At 31.5% G+C, this 18,252-nt stretch carries 19 protein-coding genes; 15 read left to right on the plus strand and 4 right to left on the minus strand.

Annotated features, from left to right (window positions below; all coding sequences use genetic code 11):
- Positions 1 to 74: 74 nt before the first annotated feature.
- The 15 genes from H526_RS0114010 to H526_RS0114080 all read left to right on the plus strand — a co-directional run bounded on the left by H526_RS0114010 (position 75) and on the right by H526_RS0114080 (position 14,251).
- Complete coding sequence (locus H526_RS0114010) at positions 75 to 692, plus strand: hypothetical protein (RefSeq protein WP_211237839.1); 618 nt, start codon at positions 75 to 77, stop codon at positions 690 to 692.
- 155 nt (positions 693 to 847) lie between these two features.
- On the plus strand, positions 848 to 1,372 hold the full coding sequence (locus H526_RS0114015; RefSeq protein ID WP_233557616.1) for a DUF6913 domain-containing protein: 525 nt from the start codon (positions 848 to 850) through the stop codon (positions 1,370 to 1,372).
- A 1-nt stretch (position 1,373) separates the two neighbouring features.
- On the plus strand, positions 1,374 to 2,249 hold the full coding sequence (gene dapA / locus H526_RS0114020) for a 4-hydroxy-tetrahydrodipicolinate synthase (protein WP_027393588.1): 876 nt from the start codon (positions 1,374 to 1,376) through the stop codon (positions 2,247 to 2,249).
- Between the two features lie 9 nt (positions 2,250 to 2,258).
- Positions 2,259 to 3,176: an ion channel gene (locus tag H526_RS0114025; RefSeq protein WP_027393589.1), complete on the plus strand. Its 918-nt coding sequence runs from the start codon at positions 2,259 to 2,261 to the stop codon at positions 3,174 to 3,176.
- Positions 3,177 to 3,311: 135 nt separating this feature from the next.
- Entirely contained in the window at positions 3,312 to 4,103 is a 792-nt protein-coding gene (locus tag H526_RS0114030) for an outer membrane protein assembly factor BamD (protein WP_027393590.1), read from the plus strand.
- 15 nt (positions 4,104 to 4,118) lie between these two features.
- On the plus strand, positions 4,119 to 4,451 hold the full coding sequence (locus tag H526_RS0114035) for a DNA-directed RNA polymerase subunit omega (protein ID WP_027393591.1): 333 nt from the start codon (positions 4,119 to 4,121) through the stop codon (positions 4,449 to 4,451).
- 2 nt (positions 4,452 to 4,453) lie between these two features.
- On the plus strand, positions 4,454 to 5,668 hold the full coding sequence (gene coaBC / locus H526_RS0114040) for a bifunctional phosphopantothenoylcysteine decarboxylase/phosphopantothenate--cysteine ligase CoaBC (protein WP_035085621.1): 1,215 nt from the start codon (positions 4,454 to 4,456) through the stop codon (positions 5,666 to 5,668).
- Entirely contained in the window at positions 5,661 to 6,548 is an 888-nt protein-coding gene (gene porD / locus H526_RS0114045; RefSeq protein WP_027393593.1) for a type IX secretion system protein PorD, read from the plus strand. The genes coaBC and porD overlap by 8 nt, the downstream gene beginning before the upstream one ends.
- A gap of 82 nt (positions 6,549 to 6,630) precedes the next feature.
- A complete protein-coding gene (gene recN, locus H526_RS0114050; protein ID WP_027393594.1) occupies positions 6,631 to 8,286 on the plus strand; it encodes a DNA repair protein RecN in 1,656 nt (551 codons plus the stop codon).
- Positions 8,287 to 8,369: 83 nt separating this feature from the next.
- Positions 8,370 to 9,188: an enoyl-ACP reductase FabI gene (locus H526_RS0114055; protein ID WP_027393595.1), complete on the plus strand. Its 819-nt coding sequence runs from the start codon at positions 8,370 to 8,372 to the stop codon at positions 9,186 to 9,188.
- A gap of 137 nt (positions 9,189 to 9,325) precedes the next feature.
- Positions 9,326 to 10,330, plus strand: a complete 1,005-nt coding sequence (locus H526_RS0114060; protein ID WP_027393596.1) for a glycosyltransferase family 2 protein — start codon at positions 9,326 to 9,328, stop codon at positions 10,328 to 10,330.
- A 6-nt stretch (positions 10,331 to 10,336) separates the two neighbouring features.
- Entirely contained in the window at positions 10,337 to 11,299 is a 963-nt protein-coding gene (locus H526_RS0114065) for a CdaR family protein (RefSeq protein ID WP_027393597.1), read from the plus strand.
- Between the two features lie 3 nt (positions 11,300 to 11,302).
- Positions 11,303 to 11,881: a dephospho-CoA kinase gene (gene coaE / locus H526_RS0114070; protein ID WP_027393598.1), complete on the plus strand. Its 579-nt coding sequence runs from the start codon at positions 11,303 to 11,305 to the stop codon at positions 11,879 to 11,881.
- Between the two features lie 84 nt (positions 11,882 to 11,965).
- Positions 11,966 to 13,534 (plus strand): sensor histidine kinase, encoded by a 1,569-nt coding sequence (locus H526_RS0114075; protein ID WP_027393599.1) that lies wholly within the window; start codon positions 11,966 to 11,968, stop codon positions 13,532 to 13,534.
- Positions 13,535 to 13,537: 3 nt separating this feature from the next.
- Entirely contained in the window at positions 13,538 to 14,251 is a 714-nt protein-coding gene (locus tag H526_RS0114080) for a response regulator transcription factor (RefSeq protein ID WP_027393600.1), read from the plus strand.
- Positions 14,252 to 14,278: 27 nt separating this feature from the next.
- Here H526_RS0114080 and miaA read toward each other — a convergent pair whose 3' ends face one another.
- The 4 genes from miaA to H526_RS0114100 all read right to left on the minus strand — a co-directional run bounded on the left by miaA (position 14,279) and on the right by H526_RS0114100 (position 18,238).
- Positions 14,279 to 15,196, minus strand: coding sequence for a tRNA (adenosine(37)-N6)-dimethylallyltransferase MiaA (gene miaA, locus H526_RS0114085; RefSeq protein ID WP_027393601.1), 918 nt, complete (start codon positions 15,194 to 15,196; stop codon positions 14,279 to 14,281).
- Positions 15,189 to 16,025, minus strand: coding sequence for an ion transporter (locus H526_RS0114090; protein WP_027393602.1), 837 nt, complete (start codon positions 16,023 to 16,025; stop codon positions 15,189 to 15,191). Before H526_RS0114090 ends, miaA begins: the two co-directional genes overlap by 8 nt.
- 97 nt (positions 16,026 to 16,122) lie before the next feature.
- Positions 16,123 to 17,511, minus strand: coding sequence for an exonuclease domain-containing protein (locus tag H526_RS0114095; RefSeq protein ID WP_027393603.1), 1,389 nt, complete (start codon positions 17,509 to 17,511; stop codon positions 16,123 to 16,125).
- A 61-nt stretch (positions 17,512 to 17,572) separates the two neighbouring features.
- A complete protein-coding gene (locus H526_RS0114100; protein WP_027393604.1) occupies positions 17,573 to 18,238 on the minus strand; it encodes a YggS family pyridoxal phosphate-dependent enzyme in 666 nt (221 codons plus the stop codon).
- Positions 18,239 to 18,252: the final 14 nt, after the last annotated feature.

Genomic DNA, 18,252 nt, shown 5'->3' on the forward strand with positions numbered 1-18,252 from the left:
GCCCGTCATATGTATTGTTTTATTTTTCTTATGTTGTGGTTATTTTGGTTGCTTTTTTTTGTGAAAGAATACATTTGATATATGTCAAGCCATTAGTTCCAGTTTCTCTTATAGTTATTTATATTATTAAGACTAAGGTTGTAAATGTTTTTTATATCCTTAGTATGATTGCTATTGCTATTAATGATACATTAGTTTATGCTGATTTTGATAAGTATTTTAATGTAGTTGGGATGTTGATCATTTCTTTTTATTTGATAAATATATTTTTATTAAGAAGTTATATCTCTCTAGCTGATATTAAATTAAAGAAGTTAGCTTCTTTTCCTATTATTATAAGTTCTATTTTAATATCATATTTGATTTTTTCGGTGTCTCAATTAGTGCTTCCTGTTCTTATGGATTCTATTGTTACTTTCTTCGCAATTCTTTTTGCAGTCCTTCTTTTTGTAGGGGTCTGTTTCTTTATTTATATTACAGATAGGTATCAAGGCAATTTTAAACTTTTTATATCAGCGAGTTGCTGTTTGTTTGTGAATGCTTTGTTATTAATTAATCATTTTTATTATTATGCTAGGGAGTTTACAATATTAGCAAATATTGCAGAGATTGCAGGGTTGTATTTTTTCTTGCAATTTTTAATAGAAGCAAGACTGCTAGATAGAGAGGATAACTATTTAAAGGATGTCTAAACCTTTAGATGAATCGAGGAATAAAACAGATTTATCACTAATGTTAATTATATAACTAAAAGTTAAATTATTTAGTTTTTTTCAATTTTCTTATGCTCTTCTACATGAATTTAAGATGTAAAATAGCTACATTTGTCACTTAATCTTTTTTATAAATGATTTTAAAGGGTCTTAAACGTAATGCACTAAAAAAAAGCATTGAATCTCATATCAAGTCTAGAAAATCTAGAGCAAAAGAGGTTTCTAGTATTAAAAGTTTAGCAGTTTTAATTGATGCCTCTCAATCTGTTAATGTATTGTCATTAGTTAAGTTAGCTAATGAATTAGGCGTTAAATCTGATAGGTTAAAAGTAATGGGATATAAAGAAGATCAGAAAGAAATTTCTGATGATAAAGATGCAGCCTATTATAATGATAAAAGTTTTGGTGTTGGTGGAGCTGTTAAAAGTAATTCTTTAAAAGATTTTATAAATGAGGAATATGATGTTTTGATCAACTTTTATTCAGAAAGTAAACAAGAATTAGATTATGTAGCGGCAGCTTCTAAGGCCAAGTTTAAAGTTGGTTTTGCAGAAATTGATAACCGCATAAATGATTTAGTTATTGGTTCTGCAGATCAGAACATAAATCTCTTTATTTCCGAATTAAAAAAATATTTAAAAATTTTACAGATTATATAATATGAGTGCTTTTCTGAAAGGAACTGGTGTTGCATTAGCTACACCTTTTAAGAATGATGGTTCAATTGATTTTGATGGAGTTGAATCTTTAGTAGAATTTTGTGTTAATGGTGGAGTAGAGTATCTGGTAGTATTGGGTACGACTGCAGAATCAGTTACGCTTTCTAAGGACGAAAAAAAGGCTTTAGTAGATCATATTGTTACTGTAAATAAAAAGAGATTACCTTTAGTAATTGGTATAGGAGGAAATAATACTGCGTCAATTATCCAAGAAATAAAAGACACGGAATTGTCAGCTTTTGATGCGATATTATCTGTGGTTCCTATGTATAATAGACCTACTCAAGAAGGTATATATCAACATTTTAAAATTATTAATGATCAATCACCATTGCCAGTTTTATTATATAATGTTCCATCCCGAACAGGAACCAATATGGCTGCCGAAACGACTTTGAAATTAGCGCAATTAGATAAAATTGTTGGAATTAAAGAAGCAACGGGTGATTTTACACAAGTGTTAAAGATTTTAAAGGATCGTCCAAAGGATTTTCTTGTTATTTCTGGGGATGATGCTTTAGCATTACCAGCAGTTACTGCTGGTGGAGATGGAGTTATTAGTGTAATTGGTCAAGGGTTTCCAGAAGAGTTTTCAGAAATGATCCGTTTGGGACTTTCTGGAGATACACAACAAGCTTTTGAAATCTTATATAAATTATTACCAGTGTTAGATTATGCTTTTGAAGAAGGTAACCCTGCTGGAATCAAGAATATTTTAAAGAACAAAGGGGTTTGTGATGATCATTTGCGTCTGCCTTTAATTCCGGTCTCTAAAAATTTAGCAGATAGAATAGATGATTATATAAAGAATAATTAATAAGCTTTTATGGCCAAGAAAATAAAAGATCCTGGTATTGGTCTTTCGTCTAATAAAAGAGCGAAACGATTTATTAATAAAGATGGTTCTTTTAATATAAAACATCTCAATAGACGTACATCCATTTCTAGGAGTTATAATTACTTGATAAGTATATCTTGGTTTAAATTCTTTTGTTGGGTGTTTTTAGGCTATGTGTTTATAAATTCAGTATTCGCTATTATATATGTATTAGTTGGAATCTCTGCGATAACAGTTCCAACCGGAAGTATTATAGGAGATTTTATGAAAGCCTTCTTTTTTTCTGCTCAGACTGTAACTACTGTAGGGTACGGAGCAATGGCTCCAAAAGGAGTAGTTTTTGGTGTTATTTCTTCGATTGAGGCTTTGATAGGGTTGTTAAGTTTTTCTTTTATTACTGGGTTGTTGTATGGAAGATTTTCTAAGCCTAAATCAAGTATTAGGTTTAGCGATATTATGGTTTTAAGAGAACATAATAATGTCAATAGTATTATGTTTAGATTAATGAGCAGGAGTACAAATGTTATGATTCGTCCAAAAGTTGAGGTTACATTGGCGTTATCTCAAAAAACCGAAAATGATAAATATGTAAATAACTTTTACAATTTAAAATTAGAAAGAAATGAAATTACATATTTACCAACAACTTGGACAGTAGTTCATCCAATTAATGAATCGAGTCCTTTATCAGAATTTAAAAAAGAAGAATTACCTCAATTACACGGAGAAATTTTAATATTAGTTACGTATTATGATGAGTCTTTTGCTCAAGAAGTACATCAAGTGCATTCTTATATGTTACACAATTTAAATATTGACAAAGCTTTTATCCCAGCTTTTCATTATGATGAAGAGGGCTTTACTGTTTTAGATCATGATAAAATAGGAGAAACAAAAACCTTGTAATGAACAAATTAAGTAAGGTTCTTTTTTTCTTTTTTCTTTTGCAACAACCCCGTCTTTTTTTAGTTCTTTAATAGATGAATTAAAGTTTTTGTAATACGGCAGAAATATCTATTTTTGCCAGATGTTTTTTAAGATATGAAGAAATTTTTGTTTTTGCTGATTTTAGTGATAGCTTTTGGTTCCTGTAGTGAGTATCAAAGAGTGCTCAAAGCAGAAGAAGTTGGACCTAAATATAAATTAGCAGAAGAGTTATATAAAGAAGGGAAGTATAAAAAAGCATTACGACTTTTTGAACAGATTGTACCTCAGTTTAGAGGAAAACCACAAGCAGAAAGAGTGATGTATTATTATTCTGATACGTATTATAATTTGGAAGACTACTATCTTGCAGGTTATCAGTTTGAAAGATTTGCTAAGTCGTATCCTAATAGTGATAAAAGAGAAGAGGCTTCTTATAAAGGAGCAAAAAGCTATTATTACCTTTCTCCAAGATATAGTTTGGATCAGACGGAAACAGATGAAGCTTTAGAAAAATTACAAACATATATAAATGCTTTTCCGGATAGTGAAAATCTTGAGGAAGCTAATAGCTTAGTTGCAGAATTAAGAAATAAAAAGGAGAAAAAAGCTTTTGAAATAGCAAAACGCTATCATCATAGAGAGAATTATAAAGTAGCTATTAATGCCTTTGATAACTATTTAATAGATTATCCTGGTTCTACTTTTAGAGAAAAAGCATTATATTACAAGCTAGAATCTCAATATTTACTTGCAATTGGGAGTTATGATGTACTTGTAAAAGAACGACTTGAAGTTGCTAATGGTTTTTATAATAATTATAAAAAGTATTATAAAGAAGGAGAGTTTACTGCGGATGCAGAAGAAATATCAGAAGATATCAAGACAAGATTAGAACAATATAAATAGAAAATTTAGGAGAAGATGGATTTGAAAAAAAGTAATGCGCCTGTTAATACTACTACAATTGATAAGAATTTAGTAGATCAGCCTACAGGTAATATTTATGAGGCAATTTCTGTAATATCTAAAAGAGCCAATCAAATTAATACTGATATAAAAAAAGAGCTTTTAGAAAAGTTAGATGAGTTTGCTACTTACAATGACAGTTTAGAAGAAATCTTTGAAAACAAAGAACAGATAGAAGTTTCTAAATTCTATGAAAGATTACCTAAGCCACATTCTCTTGCAGCGCAAGAATGGTTAGATGGTAAAATATACTTCAGAAATACAAAGACAGATTCTGAATCGTTATAAGTATGTCATCAATATTAGGCGGTAAAAAAATTCTTATAGGTGTTACCGCTGGTATTGCTGCATATAAAACAGCTTCATTGGTGCGTCTTTTTATTAAATCAGGCGCACAAGTAAAGGTTGTAATGACTCCTGCAGCAAAAGATTTCGTAACGCCACTTACACTTTCTACATTATCTAAGAATCCAGTGCATTCATCCTTTTATGATGAAGAAGATGAGAACGCAGAATGGAATAACCATGTAGAGTTGGGGTTATGGGCGGATATCATGCTTATAGCACCAGCCACAGCTAATACTTTATCTAAGATGTCAACTGGTAGTAGTAATAATCTACTTTTGGCAACTTATCTATCTGCAAAATGCCCTGTGTATTTTGCTCCGGCAATGGATTTAGATATGTACAATCATCCATCAACACACGAAACCTTCAAAAAGCTTCAGTCTTTCGGTAATATCATGATTCCAGCAGAATCAGGAGAGCTAGCAAGTGGATTAGTAGGACAAGGTAGAATGGCAGAGCCTGCGACCATAGTTCGTTTTATAGAAGAGGATATTTTAGGAAAATTACCTTTAAAAGGGCAAAAAGTTTTAATTACAGCAGGCCCAACATATGAGGCTATCGATCCAGTTCGTTTTATAGGAAATCATTCTAGTGGACGTATGGGGATAGAGTTAGCGACAACAGCGGCTAATCTAGGAGCAGAGGTGTCATTAATATTGGGGCCTTCTTCACTTAAGGTTTCTCACGACTTTATAAATGTAATACCTGTTGTAAGTGCAGCTTCTATGTATGAAGCGGTAACTAAAGAATTTGAAAATTGCAATATAGCTATAGCTTCTGCGGCGGTTGCAGATTACAGACCAAAGAATGTTTCTGATCAAAAAATAAAAAAATCCGATACTAGCTTTTCCATTGAATTAGAGCGCACTACTGATATCCTTAAATGGATGGGTTCTGTGAAAAAAGATCAATTTTTAGTTGGTTTTGCATTAGAAACAGAGAATGAAGAACAAAATGCAAAAGGCAAACTAGAGAAGAAGAACTTGGATCTAATTGTACTTAATTCTCTTAATGATAAAGGTGCAGGTTTTAAAGGGCAAACAAATAAAGTAACACTGATTAATCATAAATTAGAAATTAAAGCGTTTGAATTAAAGACCAAGACTGAGGTTGCACAGGATATTTTTAATGAAATTAATGAACAACGTAATGCGTAAAATTTTTCCATTTGTTATACTGTTATTTGGTATTATAGTTAATGCTCAAGAGTTTAATGCCACAGTGGTGGTAAATGCAGAACAAACAGGAAATCCAAATTTACAAGTTTATAAGACATTAGAAAGATCGGTTACAGAGTTTATTAATAATACAAAATGGACTGAGTTAGATTATCGAACTGAAGAACGAATAGATTGCAGTTTCTTTATTACCATTAATGGAAATAGCAATGATAGTTTTAATGCTACGGTGCAAGTTCAAGCTTCTAGACCTATATATGGTTCTAATTATAAGACTACTATATTGAATATTAATGATAAACAGTTTAATTTTCAGTACTTAGAGTTCCAGCCTTTAAATTATAATCCTAACAATTTTGAATCAAACCTTATTTCTGTAGTTGCTTTTTATTTGTATACCATATTGGGAGTTGATGCGGATTCTTTCGAATTAAATTCTGGAACTGCATATTATCAAGAAGCTAAAAATATAGTAGGGAACGCTCAAGGAGGTAATACAGTTGGTTGGAACGGTCAAGATGGTCCCCAAACTAGATTTAGATTAAATGATGATTTATTATCTGGTACTTTTGATGGATATAGAACTGCGTTATATTCTTATCACAGAGAAGGACTGGATATTATGAGTAATGATCTTAAGAAAGGTAAAGAGTCTATTTTAGAATCAATGAAAACTCTCGAAGGACTACATAGAACCAGGCCTAATTCATATATAATGAGAGTGTTTTTTGATGCAAAAGCGGATGAGGTTTCAAAAATCCTTTCTGGAGGACCTTCAATGAATATTGCAGAGACTATGTCGATACTAAGTAGAATAGCACCAACCTATGCTACTAACTGGGCAGAGATAAAATTATAAGTTTTTCTTCTTGAAATTGAAATCTTTTTAAAACTATAGTATCTTTACTTTCTTTAATAAATAATAAAAATATTACTATCCTTTGTTAAGAAGTCTTTCAATAAAAAACTTCGCTTTAATTGAACAACTACAGGTTTCTTTTGATGCCGGTTTAATTACAATTACTGGAGAAACCGGAGCAGGTAAGTCTTTACTTTTAGGTGCCTTAGGGCTTTTGTTAGGGAAAAGAGCCGATCTATCAAGTGTCAAAGATAATTCCGTAAAATGCAGTATCGAAGGTGTTTTCGATATAGAAAAGTATAAACTTAAAACGTTTTTCGAAGAAGAAGATTTAGATTATGAATCAGAAACTATTATAAGAAGAGAGATTCTGCCGTCTGGTAAATCAAGAGCTTTTATTAATGATACACCAGTTACTTTAAATTCTTTAAATAAGTTAGGGGTCCGATTAATTGATATTCATAGTCAGCATCAAACCTTAGAAGTTACTACCAATGATTTTCAGTTTGAAGTACTGGATGCTTTATCAGATTGTGGTAGAGAAATAGAATCTTATAAACGTGGCTTATCTTTATTAAAAATTAAAGAAAAAGAAGAAAAAGCATTAATAGAGAGTCAGCAGGAGCTAACAAAAGAACACGATTACAATTCTTTTTTACTGAACGAATTAGAAGAAGCAAAGCTTAAACCAGGAGAGCTGGCTGAGTTAGAAGAGCGCTATGAGACGTTAAATAATATCGAAGAGATACAAGAGCGACTGTCTTCTTCTGTTTCATTAGTTTCTTCGGAAGAAGTTGGGGTTTCTGACCTTCTAAATACAATAAAAGCAAGTCTTTCTAAAGTGGCCCAGTATTCTGGGACTTTAAAAGAGTTATCGGATAGGATTCAAAGTGTTTCTATCGAATTAGAAGATATACATGATTCTTTGCAGAATGAACTTGAAGGTTTAGATGCAGATCCTGTGCAATTAGAAGAACTGAGTCAACGATTACAAATTATTCATAACCTTCAAACGAAACACACTGTATCCTCCATTGAAGAATTGATTGTAATAAAAGAAAACTTACAGGAAAAAGTAGCTAAAACAGAATCGCTTTCTGAGACTATAGAAAATATTAGAAAAGATATAACAACTACACAAAAACAGTTAGACGAGCTCGCAGTTAGAATTCATAATAAAAGAATAAAAGCGTTACCAAAACTAATATCTGAATTAGAAGGTATTTTAAGTGCGTTGGGAATGCCCAATGCCACTTTTAAAACAGCTTTAACCTTACAAGAAAAATACTTCTCTAATGGAAAAGAAGTTTTAGAGTTTCTATTTTCTGCCAATAAAGGAGGTGTATATGGAGAGTTAAAGAAAGTTGCTTCTGGAGGAGAATTATCTAGGATTATGATAGCTATTAAAGCAATACTCTCTAGATATACGCAATTACCGACAATAATTTTTGATGAGATAGATACTGGTGTTTCAGGAGAAATTGCACATAAAATGGCGGATTTGATGATGGCTATGAGTAAAAATCTTCAAGTGTTTAGTATTACTCATTTACCTCAAATTGCGGCAAATGGACAGAGTCAATATAAAGTCTACAAGGAAGATGTAAATGATACTACAGTCACTAGACTTAGATTATTAAATGAAGAAGATAGAATCCGTGAAATTGCTGAAATGATAGGTGGTAAGGACATTTCTGATTCTGCTTTAACACATGCCAAATCATTGTTAAATAATTAAACTAAAGTTTATAGAGTATGGTTTAGGTTTAGGGCGTTTTGTTATCTTTACCATTCATAAATCATTTTATAATTGAGTATTAAATGTCTTACAATTTATTAAAAGGTAAAAGAGGGATAATTTTTGGCGCACTTGATGAAAATTCAATCGCTTGGAAAACAGCAGAACGTGTTTTTGAAGAAGGAGGAACTTTTGTGCTAACAAATGCTCCAGTTGCGATGCGTATGGGAGCTATCAAGGACCTTGCAGAGAAAACAAATTCTCAAATTATACCTGCAGATGCAACATCGTTAGAAGATTTAGAAAATCTTGTGGAGAAATCAGTGGAGATTTTAGGAGGAAAATTGGATTTTGTTTTACACTCTATCGGGATGTCAGTTAATGTTAGAAAAGGACGTCACTATACGGATCTAAATTATGATTGGAGTGAAAAAGGATGGGATGTATCTGCATTATCGTTTCATAAAACAATGCAAACATTGTACAAGAAAGAAGCAATGAATGAGTGGGGTAGTATCGTAGCTCTTACGTATATGGCTGCTCAGCGAGTTTTTCCTGATTATAATGATATGGCTGATAATAAAGCGTATCTAGAATCGATAGCTCGTAGTTTTGGTTATTTCTTTGGTAGAGATAAAAAGGTTAGAGTGAATACAATTTCACAATCACCAACGCCTACTACAGCAGGAAAAGGAGTAAAAGGATTTGATGGTTTTATTGAATACGCCGATAAAATGTCTCCCCTAGGTAACGCATCAGCGGATGAATGTGCAGATTATACAATTACGTTGTTTTCTGATTTAACAAAAAAGGTAACATTACAAAATCTATATCACGATGGAGGGTTTTCTAACATGGGAGTGAGTCAGATGGTGATGGAAAAATTTGTCGACGAAGAATAGTATTGATTTACGTTTAAATATAACAAAAAGCTTGATTCATTATGGATTAAGCTTTTTTAATTTTAGTATTATCCTTGATAGATCAAAATCCTAATTTCTATATTACATAGGATGTTTTGTTTACTTACCTTTGCCTAATGAATATTTCTTTTTCTTTTGTTATACCTGTATATAATAGGCCTAATGAAATAGACGAGTTGTTAAGTAGCATGATCGAATTAGAATACGATCAAGCTTATGAGGTAGTAATTATAGAAGATGGTTCGTCGGAGACATCAGAGGAGGTAATTAAGTCTTATGACAGTCAATTGCAAATTAGTTATTACCAAAAAAATAATACGGGGCCTGGTGATTCTCGCAATTTTGGGATGAGAAAAGCTAAAGGAAATTACTTCCTTATTTTGGATAGTGATGTGATTTTACCAAAGAATTATTTACGTAAAGTAAAAGATTTTTTGTCTACAAATTTTGTGCATTGTTTTGGTGGTCCTGATGATGCCCATAAAAACTTCTCGAATTTACAGAAAGCAATAAGTTTTAGTATGACTTCTTATCTGACTACAGGAGGTATAAGAGGTAGGAAAAATACGTTGGGTAAGTTTCAGCCCAGAAGTTTTAATATGGGGATATCTAAAGAAGCTTTTGAAGCTTCAGAAGGTTTTGGTAATATCCATCCTGGAGAAGACCCAGATCTTACAATTAGACTTTGGAAATTGGGGTACGATACGGCATTGATACCAGACGCTAAGGTATTTCATAAAAGAAGAATCTCTTGGAACAAATTTTATATACAGGTCAATAAATTTGGATTAGTACGTCCAATTTTAAATTTATGGCATCCTGAGACTTCTAAAATTACCTATTGGTTTCCTACGTTATTTGTTTTGTATACCATATTTGCTATGATTACAGCTTTGTTAGGATTCTGGTATTTCATTGCATTCTGGATACTATATTTTGTAATTATTTTTATAAATGCCACTATTAATTACCGCAGTCTTTCTATAGGAATTCAATCAGTTATGGCTGTTTGGGTTCAATTTTATGGTTATGGAAAAGGTTTCTTGAAATCTTATTATTATATTCATCTGCTCAAAAAAAATCCTGAACAAAAATTTAAGAAGTTGTTTTTTTTAAAGTAATCACCTATGCCTAAGACCAAATTGAATAGATTTTCTTTAAAAAGAAATAATGTCAAAACATTCCTGTTTTTTTTGGCATTTACCTCTATTTTATGGCTTTTTATACAATTTTCTAAAAATTACACACAAGAAGTAGAGGTTGATATCGAATACACAAATATTCCAAATGATAGAATTCTACATGAAGATAGTGACCAAACATTAAAACTTACTTTAAATGGAAATGGTTTTAGGTTAATTAATCATACATGGAGTAAACCTAGATTAGAATTAGATATTACAAGTGCCGTAGAAACGGAAAGTAGTAATGATTATTATTTTTATGTAGATAAAGCAAATCAGTCTTTAAAGAATAAATTAAATTTTAAAGGAAGAATACTTTCTGTGCAAAAAGATACTTTAAAAGTTAAGCTAGATATTAACCTAGAAAAGAAAATTCCTATACGAATATCCAAGAAACTTTTATATGCACCAGGATATGGAAGTGATAAAGGAGTTGTTCTCTCTCCTGATTCAATAACTATTAGTGGTCCAAAAAGAATAATAGATACTATAAGTTATGTAGTAACGGAGAATTTAGAGTTAGAAGGTTTAAATACTGATTATAATACTACATTGTCCATTAAAACAGACAGTTTACCTTCTAGAATTGGTGTTGTTCCAAAGGAAATAGAAGCTAATATTTTGGTAAGTAAGTTTACGGAAGGAAGCCAAGAGATACCTATAACATTAATGAATATACCTGAAGATAAAGAGGTGAAGATCTTTCCTAAAGAAGTAAAAGTAGTTTATAGAGTTGGTTTGGATAAATACAATGAGATTAGTTTAAGAGATTTCAGGGTTATAGCTGATTATAATAAGGTATCTGCCGATAGTCCATTTTTAATTCTAGAATTGGTAGATATGCCAACATCTATTCATGATGTTCGTTTACAAGATAAACAAGTACAATTTGTTATTTTAAATTAATGTATGAAAGTAGTTGGTCTTACGGGAGGAATAGGAAGTGGGAAATCTACGGTGGCAAAAATGTTTGCCGAGCTTGGGGTTTCGGTTTATATAGCTGATGATGAGGCTAAAAAATTGATGAATGAAGATTTGGGGGTTAAGAATCACATAGTAAAATTATTGGGAGAGAAATCTTATATCGATGGGAAATTAAATAGACCATTTATTGCTGATAAAGTTTTTAATGATAAGGAACTCCTAAAACAACTGAACAGTATAGTGCATCCAGCTGTTGCTGATCATTTTATTAAATGGAAAAATGAGCAGAAATCCGAGTATGTTATAAAAGAAGCAGCTATATTATTTGAAAATGGTGGATACAAGCAATGTGATTACACAATTCTGATAACTGCTCCTAAAGAAACCAGAATACAGAGAGTTTTAAAGCGGGATAATACTACAAAATCGCAGGTTCTTGCACGACTTAAAAATCAATGGGAGGATTCAAAAAAGATTCCATTGGCAGATTTCGTTATAATTAATACGAAATTAGAAGAAACATGGCTTCAAGTTAAAAAAATCCATAATAAAGTTATCCTTTAATTGTGTTATTTTCTTAATCTTTCATTTTGTTAACATTTGGTTAAACCCTAAAGTAGCTAAATGTTAAAGTCTTACTTTTGACCTATGAATAAAAGGTTATTCGCATTGCTGATCCTATTGATGAGTTTGTCTTTAATTGGGATTATTTTTGTTCAGGGATATTGGATACAGAATACAGTAGAGAATAATAGAGAACAATTTTCTTTTAATGCTAAGCAAATATTGATTTCTGTTTCTAATAAAATTGAGTATCGTGAGTTTGAAGAAATGTATTATCCCTTACAAGAGATATTAGATAGTATCAAACAACCGGATAACAAAACAATTCAACAGCTCTTAAACATAGGTTTTGATAAAGGATCGTTTGCTTTTGGTGATGGCGTTTTAGAAGAAGATTCTAAATTGTTTTCGTCATTTATAGACTTTAATATAGATACGGTAAGGCTTAAAGATATATTGAATAGGAATGCTGAATTGATAGATAATGAGAAAGAAAATTATCAGAAAAGATATAGATCCAAGTCTAAGTTAGATAGGTTGAGTACGCTTACAGATCTACAGAGAAGAGATTATGAAATTGTAATAGATCAGTTAGCAAACTTTATCCCTATTCATCGAAGAGTGAAAAAAGAAGAAGTAAGAAGATTACTTAAAAAGGAATTAGCAGAACGAGATATGAAAGTAGATTTCGAATATGCAATTTATAGTAATGCATTAGCTACGAGAGTACGTTCTGATGATTTTAGTGCGAATGAAAGTGATGGGAACACTTTTGCAGTGCCTTTGTTTGTAAATAATGAAGATGGTTCTAGCTTGTATCAGTTATATGTGAACTTTACAGGTAAGAATAGATATATATTATCGACTATAAAAGGGATGGCGATTTTGTCAATTATTTTTACGTTGGTTATTGTGGTAGCGTATTCGAGTGCTTTATCTCAATTATTACAACAAAGACAGATATCGCAGATAAAGACAGATTTTATAAATAATATGACTCATGAGCTTAAAACGCCCATAGCGACTATTAATCTGGCGTTAGATGCAATTAAAAACCCCAAAATTGCAAATGATGAAGATAAACGTAAGCGATATATGACGATGATTCGCGAAGAGAATAAGAGAATGTTAACACAGGTTGAGAATGTCTTACGAATATCGCAGTTGGAAAAAAATGAATTAAATATAAAGAAAGAACCACTCGAATTACACGATATTATTGAAGATGGAATAACACATGTGTCTTTAATTGTCGAGAATAGAGAAGGGTATATAAAAACACATTTAGGAGCATTGAAATCTTCTATTTTAGCCAATGATAGTCATATGACTAATGTAGTAGTAAATGTTTTAGATAATGCAATTAAGTATTCCGAAGGAGCACCTAAAATTGATATCTATACAGAAAATGTGAAGAATAGTATAGTGCTTAAGATACGTGATCAAGGAGTTGGTATGAGTAAAGTGGCTCAGAAAAAAATCTTTGAGAAGTTCTTTCGAGAGCATACTGGTGATCTGCATAATGTAAAGGGTCACGGACTTGGATTAACCTATGTAAAACGAATTATAGATGACCATCACGGTCAAATATGGGTGGAGAGCGAACGGGGAAAAGGCTCCACATTTATAACTAAATTACCGTTAATATCTTAAAATATGGAAACAGAAAACAAAAAGATTTTGCTTGTAGAAGATGATCCTAATTTTGGAACAGTACTAAAGGATTACCTTGTTATGAATGATTATGATGTCGTACATGCTAAAAATGGTATGGAAGGCTTCGAAAAATTCAAAAAGGATGATTATGATATGTGTATCCTGGATGTAATGATGCCTTATAAGGACGGTTTTACACTAGCAAAAGAGATAAGAGATAAAAATGAAGAAGTTCCTATCATTTTCTTAACAGCAAAAGCTATGAAAGAAGATGTTTTAAAAGGATATAAAGTTGGAGCAGATGATTATTTAAATAAGCCATTTGATAGCGAAGTCTTGTTAATGAAGATACAGGCAATCATGCAGCGCAAAAGCACTGAGTCGGTTGCTGATAGTAAGCAATTTGAATTTAAAATTGGTGGATTTCATCTAAACTCAAAATTAAGATTTTTGACTTTTAGAGAAGAAGATCCTATAAAACTATCTCCTAAAGAGAATGAATTATTACGTTTGCTAGCATTACATCTTAATGATTTGATGCCAAGAGAACTAGCCCTTACAAAGATATGGAGAGATGATAATTACTTTACGTCTCGAAGTATGGATGTGTATATCGCTAAACTTAGAAAATATTTAAAGAAGGATGAAAATGTGGAAATTTTGAATATCCATGGAGAAGGATTCAGACTTGTTGTACGTAGTGATGAGTCGTAGATAACGGTAATAATATATTAAAAGTCGCTACAAGCCAAGCTCAGTAGCGACTTTTTTGATATATGATAATATGTTATCAAGATTATATAGATAATCAAACCATACTATTTTCTCATCTTTTTTAAACCAGGTAAGTTGCCTCTTAGCAAAACGTCTGGTATTTTTTTTGATTTCAGAAATAGCAAAATCTAAATCAGATTTACCATTCATATATTCAAATATTTCTTTATAGCCCACTGTATTTAGTGCATTTAAGGATTTATCGGGATACAAACTTTTCACTTCTTCTAGTAGACCTTCATTAATCATTATATCAACTCTTTCATTTATTCTGTTGTATATGATTTGCCTTTCTGCAGTAATACCAATTTTAATAATATTAAAAGATCGTTTTTTTGGTGTTTTGGTGATGAAAGAAGAATAAGGTTTTCCACTACTAATACAAATTTCTAACGCTCTCATTACACGATGTGTATTATGGATATCAACCTTTTCATAATAGAAAGGATCTAGCTGCTTTAGTTTTTGTTGTAAACTTTCGATTCCTTCTTTATGATATTGTTCCTTTAAAGCTTCTCTAATAGCTCCCGATACTTTAGGAAAACTATCTAGCCCCTTAGTAACTGCATCTACATACAATCCAGAACCTCCTACTAAAATGGCATATTTATTTTCTTTGAAGAGTTCCGTTAATTTTTCTAAAGCTTCTTTCTCAAAATCTCCAACAGAGTAATTTTCGTGTATACTTTTATGTTGTATAAAATGATGCTTTGCTTGTTGCAGTTCTTCGGAACTAGGAACTGCTGTACCAATACACATTTCTTTATAAAACTGTCTACTATCTGCAGAAACAATTTCGCAATCAAGATTTTGAGCTAGTTTAATGCTTAAGCTAGTTTTTCCTATGGCAGTAGGACCTACAACTACAATCAGAGTATTAGTCATTGAATAAAGTATGTCCGCAGTTATGACAGAATTTAGCTCCATCTTGATGTTTGCTAGTGTTACAATTTGAACAAACTTGAGAGTTTATATTAACAATAGCTGCTTTTTGACTTGCAGAATATTCTGCACTAACAATACCGGTAGGCACCGCAATAATTCCGTATCCCATAATCATAATAAGCGCAGCAAGAAGTTGACCAACGGGTGTAACAGGAGCTATATCTCCATAGCCAACCGTTGTTAGTGTTACAATACACCAGTAAACACTAATCGGTATGCTTTTAAAACCACTTTCTTCTCCTTCTATGATGTACATCAAAGTTCCTGTAATGATACAGACAACAACAACAGCAAATAAAAACACCAATATTTTCGCTCTACTATCTTTAATGGCTTTAGCCAATTTATTTGATTCTCCGACATATCTAGAGACTTTGAGGATTCTAAATATACGAAGTAATCTTAATGCTCTTACGGTAAGTAAGGCACTCGATCCGACAATGAAAAAGGATAAATACAACGGTATAGTTGATAAAAAATCAATAATTCCATAAAAGCTAAATATATATTTGGAAGGTTTTTTTATAGAAATTATTCTCGCAATATATTCGAATGTAAAAAAAATCGTAATGATCCATTCTGCATAATATAAGAATTCATAAGTTTTTTCGGATAACCCTTTAACACTTTCCATCATCACAAAAATAATGCTCAAAAGTATTAGGATTAACAGCACTACATCAAATATTTTACCCAGTGGAGTATCAGCTTCATAGATGACTTCGTGTAACTTTTCTTTCCAATTTCTGGTGTGTGTTTTCTGATTCAAGATTGATAATTTTAACTAAAGTACTAAAAAAATAACTAGTTTTTTATTGTTGTTGTCGTGTGATTTTTGAATGTTATTAGGCTTTAGGAAAGAAATGTTACTCCTCAGAATTTATTTTGTTTTTATTTAATAATACAACTTTTAATCTTTTGTGCTGTCTTACATAGCTCTGTATAATGTGTTGAGCATCTCGATTATGGTTCATAGGAGTGATTATAGATCTTAATATATCGATATTATTAATCTGATGGTTTAGATTAAAATACCCGATTCCTATAAATTTACCCTCTTCAATTAAAATTACGCTTTGCTCATCAATCTCTCGACCACGATCAATAATCATCATGCTTTTCTCTTCAAAAGAATTGAGAGATATAAGTTCTTGAACCCTAATATTATAATCATCAGCTGGTTCTTCTAATAAACAAGCACCATTACATTTCTCTATACTATAGTTAAAACAATTCCCTTTACTGCTGTCCAGATCCATTAATTTAAGACACAACTTAAATTCTTCGGTCCAACGATGCATAAATGATTTGGCTTGTTGTCTGTTTGTAAAAGTGGTAATGCTTTTTTTATTCCGATCTACTTTTTTTACCACGAGATTTTTATATCCTTTTTCATCTGTAAATTGATATAGTGCCTGATCAAATTTATTTCTTTTTAAAGCTCGATTGTATTTTGGGCGGTTAAGTTTTATTTCTTCATTTTCTTTTAAAAGAGCAAGTAATTCACTTCCTGTAATTTCATACGTTACATTACTTACTTCATCCTGAATGTTTTTGGATTTTCTGTTGTCGTTAGTAAAATGTTGTGTAACTCGTTTTTTGATATTTTTACTTTTTCCTATATAAATAATAGTACCATCCTCTCGATGCATGTAGTAAACTCCGGTTGAAGCTGGGACAATTTCTATAAGCTTAAGTAGTTTATCATCTACCTTTCTTTTGGTTTCTAACTTTACTGTTTCTTTAAGAATGTTTTTTTCTAGATCTTTTGATAATAGTAATTTAAAAAGCTTTACGGTAGCTTGTGCATCTCCAGTAGCTCTATGCCTATCAGAAATGGCAATACCCAAGCTACGAACTAGTTTACCTAGGCTATAAGATTTTTGATCCGGAATAAGTTTTTGGGATAATTCTACAGTACACAGGGATTGACGCTCAAAATCAAAACCAAGTCTGTTGAATTCTGTTTTTAGAATACGATAATCAAAAGATGCATTATGAGCTACGATAATACAGTCAGTTGTTATTTCTACTATTCGTTTAGCTACTTCATAAAATTTAGGAGCATTTCTAAGCATTTTGTTATTAATCCCTGTAAGATTTACAACAAATGGTTGAATAGGTCTTTCGGGATTGATTAGACTAATGAATTGATCAACAACTTTATGACCATCAAATTTGTAGATTGCAATTTCCGTAATTCCTTCTTCATTATACTTTCCTCCGGTAGTTTCAATATCTAAAATCGCATACATCATAGGTTTCTGTGGGGTAGTCTTTATAAATTCATTTATTTTTGATCTAAAGTACTATTTTTTAATGACTATAATTTCTAGCTCCAAAAATAGAACTTCCGATGCGAACCATAGTACTACCGCAGTCGATGGCAAGTCTATAATCTCCGCTCATACCAATCGATAATGTTTTAAAAGTAGGATTGTCGGTCGTAAGGTCATTAAAGAGAGATTGAATTTTTTTGAATTCGTTTATGATTTGTTCTTTGTTATCGGTAAAAGTTGCCATTCCCATTAATCCTTTTATGTTAACATTGGTTAATGGTTTAATATCATCTGATTTTAATAGTGCTATTACATCTGCTTCGCTAAGTCCAAATTTACTTTCTTCTTTCGCTATTTTGACCTGTAAAAAACAATTAATATTCCTATTGTTTTTAAGAGCTTGCTTATTAATTTCTTTTAGAAGTTTTAGGCTGTCTACAGCATGGATAGTATCAACATAAGGTGCCATGTATTTCACTTTGTTGGTTTGTACATGACCGATCATATGCCAAGAAATATCTTTTGGTAACTCTTCCCATTTCTGAGTCATTTCCTGGATCTTATTTTCTCCAAAAACTCTTTGGCCGGCTTCATAAGCCTCCATTAAGTCAGATATTGGTTTGGTTTTAGATACAGCAACAAGAGTAACTCCTTCTGGAAGTGTTTTTTGGATGTGTTTTAGGTTCTCCTCAATAGAATTCATAAGGTACAAAGATA

Source organism: Aquimarina latercula DSM 2041 (genome assembly GCF_000430645.1).
GTDB classification, from domain to species: Bacteria; Bacteroidota; Bacteroidia; order Flavobacteriales; family Flavobacteriaceae; genus Aquimarina; species Aquimarina latercula.